We start from the raw sequence: 14,388 nt of genomic DNA, 5'->3' as shown, positions 1-14,388 counted from the left end.
GCTATGGAATGATATACAATGCAGCCAATAATGAGAAATGGCATTATTGGCTGCATTGTATGCAAAATGTATGCAAATAAAAAAAGCCACTTAACAGTTTTATCTGTAAGTGGCTGATTTTCAAGTGGTCGCGAAGGGAGTCGAACCCCTAACCTTCTGATTCGTAGTCAGATGCTCTATCCAGTTGAGCTACGTGACCGTTTTCCGTTATTGTGATGCAAAGTAACGGCGTTTTTTGATTATACGCAAGTGCCTGCGCAAAATTTTAACTGTTTTTTACTACCGATTTTTTGAGCGCTTTCTTCAGGGCACGGTCAAAAACGAAGTATAAACCACCTATCGAAATGATAATCAGTGCGATCATGAGCAGTTGCCCACCTTTACCGCTGTCCGGGTCCTGCAATAATTGAATGATATCTTTTGCCTGTGTGCCTACCCAAAAGAAGAAAAGCGTGCGGGGCAGCATGCCCACCACACTTGCGATCAGGAATTTTTGCTTTGTGACCTGCAGCAACGACAGTACAAAGTTCATGAGCGCGAACGGCAGAACAGGGGAGATGCGGCATAAAAAGATCAGGCTCCAGCTTTGGCTGCGCAATTCCTGCATCAGGTTCCTGGCTTTTTCGAAGCGGTTCAGGAAACTCATCATTTTGCCGTGGTCTACAAGCTTGGCCAACGTATACCCAACCAGCGCCGCAATGCCATACGAAACCACCACGCCCGGAAAACCTGGCCAGCCCAGGTAGAAACCGCTTACCAGCGCCACAAAAGTAGTAGGCGTAAGGGCCAGCGCCATGGTAAAAGAGACCACCACAAAGTATAAAAACATTTGCCCGGCGCTCAGGTCCTGCAGCAGATCTTGGTGCTCATACAATAAAAAAGCCAGCGTAGAACTTACCACCACCGGTACCACTACCAGCAGCAGCATCGATACAAACGTAAAAGCATTTTCGCGGATGAGGTTACGCAGCAGGGTAATTTGCTTCATAAAAAGTATAACAGGTTAGCTCGTATAGACGAAGTACAAAGTACAAAAGATTTAAGCGGCTTTTAAAACCGTATTATTCCATCGCAGCAGGCGGGCTTTCGTAAAAGGTATTTTTAGTAACTTGCACGCTTCGTTTATACTTTAAATCATCACTATGAAATTCGGAACAAAAGCTATACATGCTGGTGTAGAACCAGACCCAACCACAGGCGCGATCATGACGCCGATTTACCAGACATCCACCTACGTACAAAAATCGCCGGGCGACCACAAAGGTTACGAATACTCGCGTACGCACAACCCAACCCGCACTGCCCTGCAAAACTCGCTGGCTGCTTTAGAGAACGGCAAGCACGGCCTTTGCTTTGCTTCCGGAATGGCTGCTATCGATGCGATCATTAAAATGCTGAAGCCAGGCGATGAGGTAATCTCAACAAACGACCTGTACGGCGGAAGCTACCGCATTTTTACAAAGATCTTTCAGAACTACGGCATCCGGTTCCATTTCACCAACATGGCCGACCTGAGTAAAGTAGAAGCGCTGGTAAACGAAAACACCAAAATGATCTGGGTAGAAACGCCCACAAACCCGCTTCTGAACATCATCGATATAAAAGGCTGCGCTGCTATTGCTAAAAAACACAACGTACTGCTGGTAGCCGATAACACCTTTGCAACGCCATACCTGCAAACGCCGCTGGATCTGGGCGCTGATATTGTGATGCACTCGCTTACTAAATATATGGCTGGCCACTCGGATGTGGTGATGGGAGCTGTTATTGTAAACGACGATGAACTGCACGAGCGCCTGAGCTTTATCCAGAATGCTTGTGGCGGCACGCCTGGCCCACAGGATTGCTTTTTGGTGTTGCGCGGCATAAAAACATTGCACCTTCGCATGGAGCGCCATTGCCAGAACGGCCGTAAAGTAGCCGAGTACCTCAAAAATCATCCGAAAGTAGAGAAAGTATTCTGGCCTGGGTTCGAAGACCACAACAACCACCAGGTTGCCAAAGAGCAGATGCGCGATTTCGGGGGCATGATTTCGTTTGTGCTGAAAGGCGATAAAATAGAAGATGCAACAGCCGTGTTGGAAAAGCTGCATTACTTTGCTTTGGCAGAGTCGTTGGGCGGAGTAGAGTCGTTGTGCGGCCACCCGGCTACCATGACGCATGCCAGCATCCCAAGTGCAGAACGCCTGAAAGCCGGCCTCAGCGATTCGCTGATTCGTTTAAGCGTAGGCATTGAAGACGTGGAAGACCTGATCGCTGACCTGGAGCAGGCAATTGGCTAAGCTTTCCGAAGTATAAATCAGTTTTAAAGACCGTTTGTTTTAGGGCAAACGGTCTTTTTGTATTATATTAGGTTTAACTTTAAAGTATAAACCAAGAAGCAGCACATGACCGCCGAACAACATATCCTTTTCAGGGAGAAGCAGCACTTTACGCAAGTATGGCTTTGGGCGGTTATACTTGGTGTGGCCTTACTTTTCTGGGTTGGGTTTGTATACCAAGTACTTTTAGGCGAAACCTTCGGGAACAGACCGGTGCCAGACGTAATGCTGACTATCATTACAATAGTAATAGGAATCGGGCTGCCCTACTTTTTTTACCATATTTCGCTGCGAACGGAAGTATGGCCCGGCGAGCTGCAGGTGCGTTTTTACCCTTTCCATAGGCGGCCAGTAAAAATACCCTTGCACCTGGTACGGGATTTTGAGCGCAAAACGTATAACCCCATACAGGATTATGGCGGCTGGGGCATCCGGTGGGGCGTTAAAGGCAAAGCCTACAACATGTCTGGGACCGAGGGCGTGCTGCTATACTTTTACAACCACCCGGCGCTACTCATCGGGTCGCAGGAACCAGACGCATTATTTGAAGCGATACGGGCAGCCAGAAGTATGAAACAAGTATAGCGATACTTTACTAAAACATTGTGCACCGTCAGGCTGTTAAAAATGCGGCAACAAAAAGACGAAGCTAATTTCACAAATCAACACCTTTACCCCTGCATGGCCTTACAAGAAGTTATATTGGTAGATGAACTGGACAACGAGATCGGGCGCGAAGAAAAGCTGAAAGCGCACCTGGATGGGGTGTTGCACCGGGCTTTTTCGGTTTTTATTCTCAATGATAAAGGCGAACTTCTGTTGCAGCAGCGTGCCAGCGGCAAGTACCATTCGCCGGGCCTCTGGACCAATACCTGTTGCAGCCACCCATCGCCCGGGGAAGAGTTGCAGGCATCGGCACAAAAAAGATTGCAGGAAGAAATGGGCTTTACCTGTCCGCTTATCTGGTTGTTTAAATTCAAGTATAAAATCGCTTTCGATAACAACCTGACCGAGCACGAACTGGACCACGTTTTTGTAGGCCGATATAACCAAGACCCAACGCCAAACCCCGAAGAAGTAGAGAGCTGGGCTTGGGTTAACCTCGATTCCCTGAAAACTGATTTAGAAGAAAATCCTGAAAAGTATACCTACTGGTTCCGGTACGTGTATGATACATTTTACAACACCTACTGCCTCCAGGAAAATTAATTTATACTGTTATTTCAATATTCGTGGTAACTTAAGGTTTCATTCTGGACCCTTTATGTTATTGCAATGAAGCACAAACTTTTGCTATTAGCCCTTTCTACTCTCTGTTTATTTAGCTGCGAGAAAAAATCTGATCCTACGCCTGAACCGGTTAATCAATTTAACATCACATTTAAAGCTCCGTATTTGGCCACTGCTGAATTTGAGGTACTTATCTCGCAGCAGGATGGTAAGGTATTACTGGATACGCTTTTAAATGCCGCGTATGATCACCCATTGAAAATAACTTCTAAAGATGCTAAATTAAACATCACAACAATAACGAAGTACACCGATATTGATCCAGCTTATTATGGTATAAGTACTTTTATGCAGGTTGATCCTGATACATGGGAAATCACCGAATCCTATGATAATTTTTATGGTGCTGCTTCCTACACACATACTGCACAAGCCAGAAGTAAGATAACCTATAATATTCCAACGCTTAATAAGAATTTTAATTATTATGATCATTACTTCTCAGCAACTAATTATCCGGGTTCTGGAGGAACGTACTCCTCGGATAATTATGATATCACCTATCAGAGAATGCTACCTTCTAGCTTAACCTATTTACTTTTGCCTCAACGAGGGAAATATTTTTTTAAAGAAGTTACTACAGACAATGTGAGAGTAGAGGAGTCTGAAGCTAAGGATGTCACCAAGCATAATTTCATTTTGCCGGAGAAGTTTACAGTTAACTCGGTTTATTTAGACGGGTATCAGAAAGCTGGCATTTACCAGGATCCTTTAAAGATATACCATACAGTAATGGTTAATATTTTCTATCCACCCGCTGAAAAACCATCGCTTCCTCACCTGATGTATCCAGAAAAGATATTTGAAGAATATGAACTCTTAACAACGCTTGGAGATGCAGACAAAAATGCATATTCCTATTATAGCGTTGTCAAAAACATTCCTGCAGATCTTAGCTTTATCAGTAAACCGAACTATAATATAGTAAGCAAAGCATTTAATAACTTCAAAATCGAATTTTCAAAAGAAAAACCTACATATTATGCTTTGCACTTATTAACTGATGCGAAGGTGCTTCATAGTAATTGGCTGGTACAACTTCCTGCAGAAATGACAAGTTTTAATGCTGATAACTTTATCAAAAGTCTGAATCCTAAGTTATTACGGGATAAAAATCTAAATAGCTTTAATATTAAGACAGTGATTATAGCAGATGCAACAGGATATGGCTATCAGGATTTTTTTGGTTATGTATTTGATTCTGAAGAGTTGCAAAAGAAAAAAATAAGACAATTCTTAAAATTTCAAGTAAACCTATGATGCATTAAAAAAATTATTATCTTAAAACAAAATCCGTTTACCCAAGCTATAAAACAAAAGCCGATGACCATTGCTGATCATCGGCTTTTGTTTTATGTAAAAACTATACTTACGATTTGATACCTAGGATCTTGTACAGTTCAGAGAAATCCGGTGTCAGGATGATCTCGGTACGGCGGTTCTTGGCTTTGGCAGTTGCCGTGCGGCCTGTATCAACTGGCTGATAGAACGAACGGCCTGCAGAAGTAACTCTGTCCGGCGATAAACCTTTGTTAGCCATCAGACGTGTAATTTCAGTAGCGCGCAGTACGCTCAGGTCCCAGTTGTCCTGCATGCCTGCTGTACCTTTGGCAACCGGCACATCATCTGTGTGGCCTTCTACCATAATACCAACTTCCTGGTTTTTCTTTAATACATCTACCAGTTGGTTCAGGGCGCGCTGTCCTTCAGTGTTTACCTTGGTGCTGCCTGTTGCAAAAAGCAGCTTGTCAGATAACGATACATATACTTTGCCATCGCGCACAGATACGCTCAGGTCGCCTTGGTTAAAGCCTTTCAGGGCATTGTTTACTTCGTTGCGCAGGTTATCCAGTATTTTCTGCTGCTCGTTCATGGCACGTTCCATTTCGGCCAGTTTCTGCTCGCGGTCTTTTAAGCTGGTTGCCAGTTCGTCTGCTTTTTGTTTGGATGCAGCCTGCTCGCGCTCCAGCGCTTCTTTACTGGCTTTTAAATCTTCATACTTTTTAGAAGATACACAAGATGCCAGCAGGGCAGCGCACAGCACCAACGAAGAGGAGGCTTTAACAAAGTTGAATTTCATGTTTTACTTGATTTGTGGACTAAAAAATTAAATAGATTAAGATTTACAAATATGATAAAATAACTAGCCTTTTACCTACAAACTATCAGAAATTAACGCTGATCTGTTAACATCTTTCTCCTAAACGAAACATGAACTGCTATATTGCGTTATTTCTATTTTTAGATGTTAATTCTAGTTTTATACTTCTGAAAGCAAACTACAAAGCAAGTATAGATAGAGAGTAGCTAAATAAAAAGCCCTGCATCAGAAGATACAGGGCTTTTTATTTATTCCGAACGGGCATCAGGCCATACTTACAAAGTATAAAATTGCTGCGTTATAGCACATGTTATTTGCCTTGCAAGCGATTCAGTTCCTGCAGCAAAACCTGTGCAGTAGGTTTTGTGGTGCCATCAGCAAACTGTATCTGATACTCTTCCCCGGACATGCCTGAATGTGAGGCCAGTTTCTGAATAAATTCTTCTGCCGTTTTTATTTTATCGTTGTGCTTCTCCCATTTCGATTGCAAGTGCTTGGCGGCTTCTTCGCAGCTATACTTGCTGCCATTCCGGATAAACGAGGCACCCTCCAGGGTTTTAATGTAAGTGATAAGTTGCATGATTTTTGCGCTCTCGGCTTTATCATCCAGCGGCAAAGTATAAACTGCATTTGCAGCAAAAGGTAGTGTAGTAACGGCCTGGGTTGGTTGCAACGCAGCCATCAGAAATATTACGGATAATAAGAACTTGTACATATAATGGTACTGTAAATGAACCGTTGTTTTACTAAGTTTGTAATTTAAATCAGTATGCCTGAAAGCGCTAAGGTTCAGACTTTAACCTATTTGCCCGGTATTTCGCGTTTATAACAAAATAATGAAAAAAATAGTTTTTATACTTTCGCTGCTTTTATTCGGCCAGCAGGTTAGCGCCCAGAACAACATCGAAACACGCCTGGGCTATAGTTATAACGACGATTTTAAGTTTTCGGATGAATGGCAATACCTTTCTACGGACATTTACCTTTTTAATGGAAACCGCTTTCCGCGTGTACTCAACGAGCTGGAAAAAGGTGTACGAAAACCCAAGAAAAAGTATGGCAACGCTCTGGAATATCTTTTTATAACGGCGCAACTCAAAAACATGAAGCTGTTCGGCAACGATGGCATTGTGTACCCGCTTTATAATTTCTACATCAACACCGATAATAAAGAATATAAAACCCAGGTAAGCGACCATTTGGAAGTAGTGCGTGTAATCGATAAAATGCCGCTTACCTCTACCCAAAGCAGTATAGATGCTGTTATAAATGCCAAAGCCATCACCAATAGCCAGGGCGACGAAATATTCGGGATGGTGGCCAGCCAGCTTGTAAACATCTCGAAACTGACCAGCCCGTCCGGGGCAATGCTCTCTTTGGTGGGTGAGTTTGGTAATCTGCTGAACACGCGCAACAATAAGAAAGAGTATAAATTCAACTCCACGATCCGCCTCTACGAAGGCCAGGATTTTGATACGCGCCTGCACTCTGTTCGCATTTATGTGTTTGTGCCGGGCACTGTTAAAACGGTTACCATCAAATCTATCAAACTAACAGATTACCTCTCTAAAAACCCGAACAAACTCGACCGCCGGATGATTGAGGAAATGACAGGGTATAAAGATTATCCGTTTATGGTAGTGGCCAACTACAAATCGCTTTACAGGATGGATGTGCTGACCGGCGATGAAGTAACACTGGACCTGATCGAAAAACGCAAGCAAAAAGTACAGAACGCCTACGAGCAGAAACTGGTAAACGACGAAACGTTTCGGCAGGAGAAGTTATACGTGGAGTTTTTAAGGGTTTTTGCTGAAATGAAGCAGAACCTGAACACCTACCGCCTGAACTACCGCAACAACAGCTCCGAAATAAACGCAAAAAACCTGTTCGGCATTGTACAGGAATACAAGCGCCTGAAAGCTACATTTGATGCCCGCGAAACGGAGTTCAGTAAGAATAGTACGTATCAGAATATCTTCCGGAACGAGTACAAAGCCATACTTGCCAACGCCGATCTGTACCTGGAAGCGGACCATAACCTGAAAGGCGGAAAAGAACTGGTAAACACCATGCGCGAACTGGAAAACGAACCCAAGACCTGGAACACACCGGATAAACGCGAGGCAGCTTTAGCGAAACTGTATGCAATTGAGTTACCACGAAAGGAGTTTCTGGCTACATCCGTAGAAGGCGAAGCTGTTCTGAAACTGATCGCAAAGCTCGAAGACCTGCAGTACAAAGATGTGTTTGACCAGGAAGTAAAGAAACTATCAGACCTGCCAGCCACCGACGAAACAGTAGACCAGCGAAACAAATTACTGGATAAAGCCAACAGCAGTAAATGTAAAACCTGCCGGGATAATGTGCGCGAGGCCGTAACAGCTTATAATAAACGTTACGAAAGTTATAAACTGAAACAGGCACTTAAACTGAAAGAAGAACTGCAGCTAACTGCCGAAAAAACGGTGCTGCAACACCTGAAACAGCAAAGTTGCATCGAGCGCAACCTTCAGACTGTGGCCTCTGCTAACGAAGGGCTAGACCTGTACCTGAGCCGGTTGCATGAAAAAAGCAAGGACCTGGCCAATACCATTAAAACGCTCGATAATTTAAGCAAATTGGAGATACAGAACCCCGGCCCGCAAGTTGTGCAGGAATACAACGCCCGGTTGCAACACCAGATAAAAGAAGTAAAAGACAATTTTCAGGTGATTGTAGCGCTGGATAAAAGCCTCTGCGATTGCCCGGAAGAAGGCTGAAGCAAACTCTGTTACCAACAGTGCGTTTGTTAAAGTATGGTAGAGACTGTTGTAGATACATTCAACTCCTTATTGGGTATAGGAGTAAGCCAGGATTCGCTTACCTGGTGGCATATGGCGATGCGGGCTGTAGTTGTATTTATGGCTGCACTTGCTTTGATAAGGCTGGGAAGCCACCGTATTTTTGGGAAGAATACTGCTTTTGATATTGTACTTGGTATTATTTACGGTTCTGTACTAAGCCGGGCTATTACAGGTAATTCTCCTTTCTGGCCTACCATTGCTGCCGCACTAACCCTTGTCTTGTTGCATAAGCTGCTGGCCATACTTGCTTTTAAAACAAATAGTGGTTTTGGGAATCTGATCAAAGGCAAATCACAGGAACTGGTAAAAGACGGGCAACTGCAATGGGATGTTATGCGCAGCAACAGCGTAACGGAAAACGACATACTGGAAGCCTTGCGCCATGCTGGTCATCAACCCGATATTAGTACGATAGCTGTCGCCTGCCTGGAGCGTAACGGCGATATCAGTATTATCTGCAAAGAGTAGAAGTATACTTTAAAAGACATAAAAAGGCCTCTTCCGCAATAGCAGGAGAGGCCTTTTTTCTAAGTATGATTTATACTTTAACTTATGCTAATTGCGCATCCAGTTTAGAAGCCAGCGCGTTTTTAGGAACTGCACCAACCTGCTTGTCTACAACTTCGCCGTTCTTGAAAACAAGTAAAGTTGGAATGCTGCGGATACCAAACTTAGCAGAAACCTGCGGGTTAGCATCTACATCAACTTTACCAATAATTACTTTGCCTTCGTACTCGCCGGCCAGCTCTTCTACAATTGGGCCCACCATGCGGCAAGGTCCGCACCATTCTGCCCAAAAGTCTACTAATACTGGTTTATCTGAATTGATGATTTCATCAAAATTAGCGTCAGTGATTTCTAATGCTTTGTTAGCCATAACTTTAACGTTTTGTTGTGTTCGATTTTGTGTTATAAATATAAGAACTATAATAAGCTTGTCAAATTTTAACCCAAATCCAGGCTATCTGACAAGCTGTCGTGTTATGTGTTGCTACATGTGCAACACGTTATACTTACGAGCGCTATTATAGAATGTCTATCTGATTTGTATAAACAAGTGAATCCGGGAAAAGTTTGGCAGTGTTTACAACTGATGTTTGGGATTGTTAGTTGATCAAAACAATACCGCTCATTCGGACATCCATGTCCGGATGCAATCTGTCTGGGACATCCATGTCCCCGTACCACAAACAGTATAATAGCCGTAACAGTAGCAAGTGCAACAAAGTATAAATTATATGGGGATAAAAAATAGCATCGTGCCCGGAGGCCTATACTTTATGACAATGACGGTGGTAGAGTGGGTAGATGTATTTATCCGTCCTGTGTACAAGCATATTATTGTAGATGCACTAAAATTCTGTCAGGAAAAGAAAGGGCTGAAACTATATGCATGGTGCCTGATGAGTAATCATCTTCATTGGATAGCCGCCGCAGAAGAAAGTAAAAGCTTATCAGATATACTCCGCGACTTTAAAGGTTTTACGAGCCGCCAGCTTATAAAGGCCATACAAGCTGAGTCGGAGAGTCGTAAGCAGTGGATGCTGCACCGGTTTGAGTTCAATGCAAAGCTTAATTCAAAAGTAAGACATTACAAACTATGGCAGGAAGGTAATGAAGCTAAAGAGCTAATTTCAAATGAGTTTATAAAACAAAAGCTAAATTATATCCATCAGAACCCGGTACGTACCGAAATAGTGGCAGAGCCTGAACATTACCTTTATAGTTCTGCGGGTAACTATGCAGGTTTGGGAGGGCAATTGCAAGTAGAATTTCTGGATTAATCGCTGTGATGAGGATTATTGTAATACGGGGACACGGATGTCCCCAGCAGAGTGCTTTCGGACATGGATGTCCGAAAGAGCAGTAAGAAAAAAGGAGGGAAAACTAAAAAGAAGCACGCCGCCGTAGCAGCATACCTCTTTCATACTTATTACAAGGAGAAGAATTATCTTCAAATCTCCTCATCTTCAAATCTTCAAATCAACTTAAATGAGTTTACACTCGCCTAAACCAATCTCTTTAATCGAACCCAGAAATAACTTCGGATCGATTCTATACTTGCGGGAGTAAGCAGGCAGGGCCAGTTTTTCTTCGGGCAAGTGCAGTGTCATTTCGAGGCGTTTCTGGCCTGGGCTGGCGACAATGGCGGTTTCCAGTGCTTCGGCCATGTTCGGTGTAAAGGTGTTCATGTTGATGTGCAGATGAACGCCCTGTGCCATTTTATCCATCACATCGCCTAACAATTGGATGTTGGTAGGTTTCAGTTCCCATTGGTCTTCGGTTTTATACCGCAGCTGTACTTTGCCCCGGATAAACAAGTATAAGCCCTGTTTCAGGTAAGGCGAGAACTTTACATAATCTTCACCGAAAAGCGCCATTTGCAATGTAGTGTCGTAATCTTCTATCGAGAAAAGCGCGAATGGATTCCCATTTTTTGCTGTTCTGATCACGACCTCGGCAACCATACCGGCCACGTTCACATCGCGGTTTTTATACTCTTCGAGGTTGTTTAAAGCGCAGGTACAGTACGAGTCTATCTCCAGCTTAAACTGATCGAGCGGGTGCCCGGAAATGTAAAAGCCTACCACTTCTTTTTCTCGGCGAAGCATTTCGGCCTGCGTCCAGGGCGCAACTTCCGGTACTTTAGGCAATGGTGCCGCCACCGCAGCGCCGCCACCGAACAACGATTGCTGCGCAGCCTGCAACTCTGCCTGGTAACTGTTGCCGTAGCGCACCGCTTTCTCCAGTAAACTTATACTTTCGCCAACCGGAATATCTACAAACTGCGCGCGGTGGTACGAGCCAAACGAATCAAAAGCACCGGCCAAAGCCATACTTTCAAACGTCTTCTTGTTCACAGCACGCAGGTTTATGCGCTTCGAGAAATCAAACAGATCTTGGTAAGGACCTTTTGCTTCACGCTCCGAAATAATGGCATCTACAGCCGCTTCGCCGGTTCCTTTTATGGCAGCCAGACCGAAACGGATCTGCCCTTGTTCGTTCACATTAAATTTCAGCAACGATTCGTTTACATCCGGACCCAGAACGGCAACACCAAGCTTGCGCGCTTCTTCAATAAAGAAGGTTACTTTCTTGATGTCGTTCATGTTGTTGGTCAGTACCGCCGCCATGTATTCAGCGGGGTAATGTGCTTTCAGGTAACCGGTTTGGTAGGCTACAACAGAGTAAGCAGCAGAGTGGGAGCGGTTAAAGCCATACTGGGCAAATTTCTCCATCACGTCAAACACCTCAGAGGCTTTTTTCGCGGGAATCTTATGCATTTCTGCGGCTCCGGCAATAAACTTCTCGCGCTCTTCGGCCATCTTCTTCATGTCCTTTTTACCCATCGCGCGGCGCAGCAAATCGGCACCACCCAGCGAGTAACCGGCCAGAATCTGGGCCGTCTGCATGATCTGCTCCTGGTACACCATGATCCCGTACGAGTAATTCAGGATAGGTTCGAGCAGCTCATGCGGGTATTCTACTTCCTCTTTGCCATGCTTCCGGTTGATAAAGTTCGGGATGAACTGCATCGGGCCCGGGCGGTACAAGGCGTTCATGGCGATCAGATCTTCGATGTTGGTTGGCTGCAGGTCTTTCAAGTACATGCGCATCCCTTCCGACTCGAACTGGAACGTGCCAATGGTATCGCCGCGCTGGTAAAGCTGGTACGTTTTCTCGTCGTCTATCGGAATCTCATCAATGTCTATCTTAACACCGTGGTTTTTTTCGATCAGCTCAATCGCATCTTTAATAATGGTCAGGGTTTTAAGGCCCAGAAAGTCCATTTTCAGCATGCCGGCACTTTCTACTACTTTCCCATCAAACTGCGTAATCAGCAACTCAGACTCTTTGGATGTGGAAACCGGAATGTATTCGGTGATATCGTCCGGGGCGATGATGATGCCGGCCGCGTGAATACCTGTGTTGCGGATAGAACCTTCCAGTTTTTCGGCGAGGCGCAGGGTTTGCCCGCGGTGGTCGTCGCCTTCGCGGATGGCGGCCAGTTCCAGGTTTTCGATGAAGGCTTTCGCCAGCGTCGTGCCTGGGGTGTCTGGTATCATTTTAGCCAGTTCGTTGGCCTCGGCAAGCGGCAATGAGGTAGAGCGGGCCACATCTTTGATAGATGATTTGGCAGCCATCGTACCGAAGGTAATAATCTGCGCTACCTGGTTTTTGCCATACTTATCTACCACGTAATCGATCACGCGTTGCCGGTTCACGTCGTCAAAGTCAATATCAATATCGGGCATAGACACACGCTCCGGGTTCAGGAATCGCTCGAACAGCAGGCTATACTTTATAGGGTCGATGTTAGTAATACCGATGCAATACGCTACTGCAGAACCGGCCGCCGAACCACGGCCCGGACCAACAGCCACACCCATATCACGGCCTTTGTTGATAAAATCCTGCACGATGAGGAAGTAACCGGCAAAGCCCATCGTTTGTACAATGCGCAGCTCATAATCCAGGCGTTCTTCAATCTCAGCGGTTACTTCCGAATAGCGCTTAGCAGCACCCTTAAACGTTAAATGGCGCAGGTAATCATCGGCATTGGCAAACTCCGGCGGAATCGGGAAGTTTGGCAGTAGAATGTCGCGCTTAAGCACCGGAGGCGTAATTTTATCTACAATTTCGTTTGTATTGTCTACAGCCTCTGGTACATCGCTGTACAGTACGTTCATTTCGGCCTGTGTTTTAAAGTAGAACTGGTCGTTCGGGAAACCAAAGCGTGTCCGTGGCCCTGCTTCCTCAATGCGGTTCAGCATATGGCGTATGCCTGGGCTGTTGCCATACTTGTTCCGCACATTCTCTACCGTATCATAGATTACTTTTTGGTCATCAGACAAAAAACGGTAATAACGCGTCTGGAAATCTCCTACTGGTGTGCTTTGATCTTCGCCAGTGTTTACGCACAGCAAAATGTCATGCGCATTCCAGTCGTCCTGGTTCACGTAGTGCGAGTCGTTGGTGCAGATAACTTTTACATTATACTTTTTGGCCCACTTCAGCAAAACCTGGTTGATGTCCTCCTGGCTTTTGCCGGTGCCATCTATGTTCTGCAGCCCGTGGCGCTGTATTTCGATGTAATAATCTTCGCCAAAAAGATCGAGCCACCACTTAAATATTTCTTCGGCTTCTTCCTCGGTTTTCCAAAGTATGGCTTGCGGCACTTCGGCGCCAATACAGCAACTGGTCGCAATTAAGCCTTTACTATACTTTACCAGCAGTTCTTTATCGATGCGGGGCCATTTACTATACACGCCCTCAATGTAAGAAAGCGAGCAAAGCTTCGACAGGTTTTTGTAGCCGTCCTGGTCTTTGGCGAGCAGCAACTGGTGGTGGCGCACATCTTTCTGCTCTTTGGTGAAGTTTTTCTGGTGGCGATCCAGAGTCAGGTAGAACTCGCAGCCAACAATCGGTTTGATGTTATACTTGTTTGCTTCGGCCACAAAATTGAACGCCCCGAACATGTTGCCGTGGTCGGTCATGGCTACGGCTGGCATGCCATCGGCCTGCGCTTTTTTCATGAGGGCACCAATGCTGGCCGCGCCATCTAAAAGCGAATACTGGGTATGGGTATGTAAATGCGAAAATACAGGCATCTGGAGGAATTACGTATTTAAAAGTATGAATTACGAATGACCTTTGTATTAGCTGAAATCTATACTTGCCGGTCGTTTTCGGGATGTTAAAATTACGGAAAATCGGGCGGCTGCCCAAACAATTCGAGTGCTTCGGAGAGAACAAAATCAACTTGAAATTAGTCGCAGGGTTAGGCTTAAAATAAGTATGGCAGCCTTTGTTATAAAGCTGCCATACT

The 14,388-nt window shown here is 44.9% G+C and carries 12 protein-coding genes and 1 tRNA gene; 7 read left to right on the top strand and 6 right to left on the bottom strand.

Features of this window, described 5'->3' with window-relative positions:
- Nucleotides 1-125: 125 nt before the first annotated feature.
- Together DP923_RS01285 and DP923_RS01280 are read right to left on the bottom strand one after the other, a co-directional pair.
- Nucleotides 126-199, bottom strand: a tRNA-Arg gene (locus DP923_RS01285).
- 66 nt (nucleotides 200-265) lie between these two features.
- Nucleotides 266-988, bottom strand: coding sequence for a TVP38/TMEM64 family protein (locus tag DP923_RS01280; RefSeq protein ID WP_112303769.1), 723 nt, complete (start codon nucleotides 986-988; stop codon nucleotides 266-268).
- A gap of 154 nt (nucleotides 989-1,142) precedes the next feature.
- Here DP923_RS01280 and DP923_RS01275 point away from each other — a divergent pair, with 154 nt between their 5' ends.
- The 4 genes from DP923_RS01275 (at nucleotide 1,143) to DP923_RS01260 (ending at nucleotide 4,871) form a co-directional block, all read left to right on the top strand.
- Nucleotides 1,143-2,282: a cystathionine gamma-synthase gene (locus DP923_RS01275; RefSeq protein ID WP_112303768.1), complete on the top strand. Its 1,140-nt coding sequence runs from the start codon at nucleotides 1,143-1,145 to the stop codon at nucleotides 2,280-2,282.
- A gap of 105 nt (nucleotides 2,283-2,387) precedes the next feature.
- Nucleotides 2,388-2,906: a DUF6141 family protein gene (locus tag DP923_RS01270; protein WP_112303767.1), complete on the top strand. Its 519-nt coding sequence runs from the start codon at nucleotides 2,388-2,390 to the stop codon at nucleotides 2,904-2,906.
- Nucleotides 2,907-3,002: 96 nt separating this feature from the next.
- Nucleotides 3,003-3,530: an isopentenyl-diphosphate Delta-isomerase gene (gene idi / locus DP923_RS01265; RefSeq protein WP_112304761.1), complete on the top strand. Its 528-nt coding sequence runs from the start codon at nucleotides 3,003-3,005 to the stop codon at nucleotides 3,528-3,530.
- 66 nt (nucleotides 3,531-3,596) lie between these two features.
- Nucleotides 3,597-4,871: a hypothetical protein gene (locus DP923_RS01260; RefSeq protein ID WP_112303766.1), complete on the top strand. Its 1,275-nt coding sequence runs from the start codon at nucleotides 3,597-3,599 to the stop codon at nucleotides 4,869-4,871.
- 109 nt (nucleotides 4,872-4,980) lie between these two features.
- Here DP923_RS01260 and DP923_RS01255 read toward each other — a convergent pair whose 3' ends face one another.
- Nucleotides 4,981-5,691, bottom strand: coding sequence for an OmpA family protein (locus DP923_RS01255; protein ID WP_112303765.1), 711 nt, complete (start codon nucleotides 5,689-5,691; stop codon nucleotides 4,981-4,983).
- 331 nt (nucleotides 5,692-6,022) lie between these two features.
- A complete protein-coding gene (locus tag DP923_RS01250; protein WP_112303764.1) occupies nucleotides 6,023-6,427 on the bottom strand; it encodes a DUF5329 family protein in 405 nt (134 codons plus the stop codon).
- Nucleotides 6,428-6,548: 121 nt separating this feature from the next.
- Between DP923_RS01250 and DP923_RS01245 the strand changes: the two genes are divergently transcribed.
- Both DP923_RS01245 and DP923_RS01240 read left to right on the top strand, forming a co-directional pair.
- Nucleotides 6,549-8,474, top strand: coding sequence for a hypothetical protein (locus DP923_RS01245; protein ID WP_112303763.1), 1,926 nt, complete (start codon nucleotides 6,549-6,551; stop codon nucleotides 8,472-8,474).
- 36 nt (nucleotides 8,475-8,510) lie between these two features.
- The gene (locus tag DP923_RS01240) at nucleotides 8,511-9,026 is read left to right on the top strand and encodes a DUF421 domain-containing protein (protein WP_239020896.1); all 516 of its coding nucleotides are present in this window, start codon (nucleotides 8,511-8,513) and stop codon (nucleotides 9,024-9,026) included.
- Nucleotides 9,027-9,108: 82 nt separating this feature from the next.
- On the opposite strand, the gene trxA is transcribed toward DP923_RS01240, so the two are convergent.
- Entirely contained in the window at nucleotides 9,109-9,435 is a 327-nt protein-coding gene (gene trxA / locus DP923_RS01235) for a thioredoxin (protein ID WP_112303762.1), read from the bottom strand.
- 361 nt (nucleotides 9,436-9,796) lie between these two features.
- On the opposite strand from trxA, the gene DP923_RS01230 reads away from it, so the two are divergent.
- Nucleotides 9,797-10,342 carry an REP-associated tyrosine transposase gene (locus DP923_RS01230; protein WP_112303761.1) on the top strand — a complete coding sequence of 182 codons (546 nt, stop codon included), beginning with the start codon at nucleotides 9,797-9,799 and terminating at the stop codon, nucleotides 10,340-10,342.
- 204 nt (nucleotides 10,343-10,546) lie between these two features.
- Here the strand turns inward: DP923_RS01230 and dnaE are convergent, their stop codons facing one another.
- The gene (gene dnaE / locus DP923_RS01225) at nucleotides 10,547-14,170 is read right to left on the bottom strand and encodes a DNA polymerase III subunit alpha (RefSeq protein ID WP_112303760.1); all 3,624 of its coding nucleotides are present in this window, start codon (nucleotides 14,168-14,170) and stop codon (nucleotides 10,547-10,549) included.
- Between the last annotated feature and the right edge of the window lie 218 nt (nucleotides 14,171-14,388).

This window comes from Pontibacter arcticus (assembly GCF_003284895.1).
Classification (GTDB): Bacteria; Bacteroidota; Bacteroidia; order Cytophagales; family Hymenobacteraceae; genus Pontibacter; species Pontibacter arcticus.
Note: the sequence above shows the minus strand (reverse complement) of the source record. Positions and strands in the feature narration are given on the sequence as shown.

Coding starts and splice junctions, on each gene's coding strand:
- DP923_RS01280 (WP_112303769.1), bottom strand. CDS start 988: ATGAAGCAAATTACCCTGCTGCGTAACCTCATCCGCGAAAATGCTTTT.
- DP923_RS01275 (WP_112303768.1), top strand. CDS start 1,143: ATGAAATTCGGAACAAAAGCTATACATGCTGGTGTAGAACCAGACCCA.
- DP923_RS01270 (WP_112303767.1), top strand. CDS start 2,388: ATGACCGCCGAACAACATATCCTTTTCAGGGAGAAGCAGCACTTTACG.
- idi (WP_112304761.1), top strand. CDS start 3,003: ATGGCCTTACAAGAAGTTATATTGGTAGATGAACTGGACAACGAGATC.
- DP923_RS01260 (WP_112303766.1), top strand. CDS start 3,597: ATGAAGCACAAACTTTTGCTATTAGCCCTTTCTACTCTCTGTTTATTT.
- DP923_RS01255 (WP_112303765.1), bottom strand. CDS start 5,691: ATGAAATTCAACTTTGTTAAAGCCTCCTCTTCGTTGGTGCTGTGCGCT.
- DP923_RS01250 (WP_112303764.1), bottom strand. CDS start 6,427: ATGTACAAGTTCTTATTATCCGTAATATTTCTGATGGCTGCGTTGCAA.
- DP923_RS01245 (WP_112303763.1), top strand. CDS start 6,549: ATGAAAAAAATAGTTTTTATACTTTCGCTGCTTTTATTCGGCCAGCAG.
- DP923_RS01240 (WP_239020896.1), top strand. CDS start 8,511: ATGGTAGAGACTGTTGTAGATACATTCAACTCCTTATTGGGTATAGGA.
- trxA (WP_112303762.1), bottom strand. CDS start 9,435: ATGGCTAACAAAGCATTAGAAATCACTGACGCTAATTTTGATGAAATC.
- DP923_RS01230 (WP_112303761.1), top strand. CDS start 9,797: ATGGGGATAAAAAATAGCATCGTGCCCGGAGGCCTATACTTTATGACA.
- dnaE (WP_112303760.1), bottom strand. CDS start 14,170: ATGCCTGTATTTTCGCATTTACATACCCATACCCAGTATTCGCTTTTA.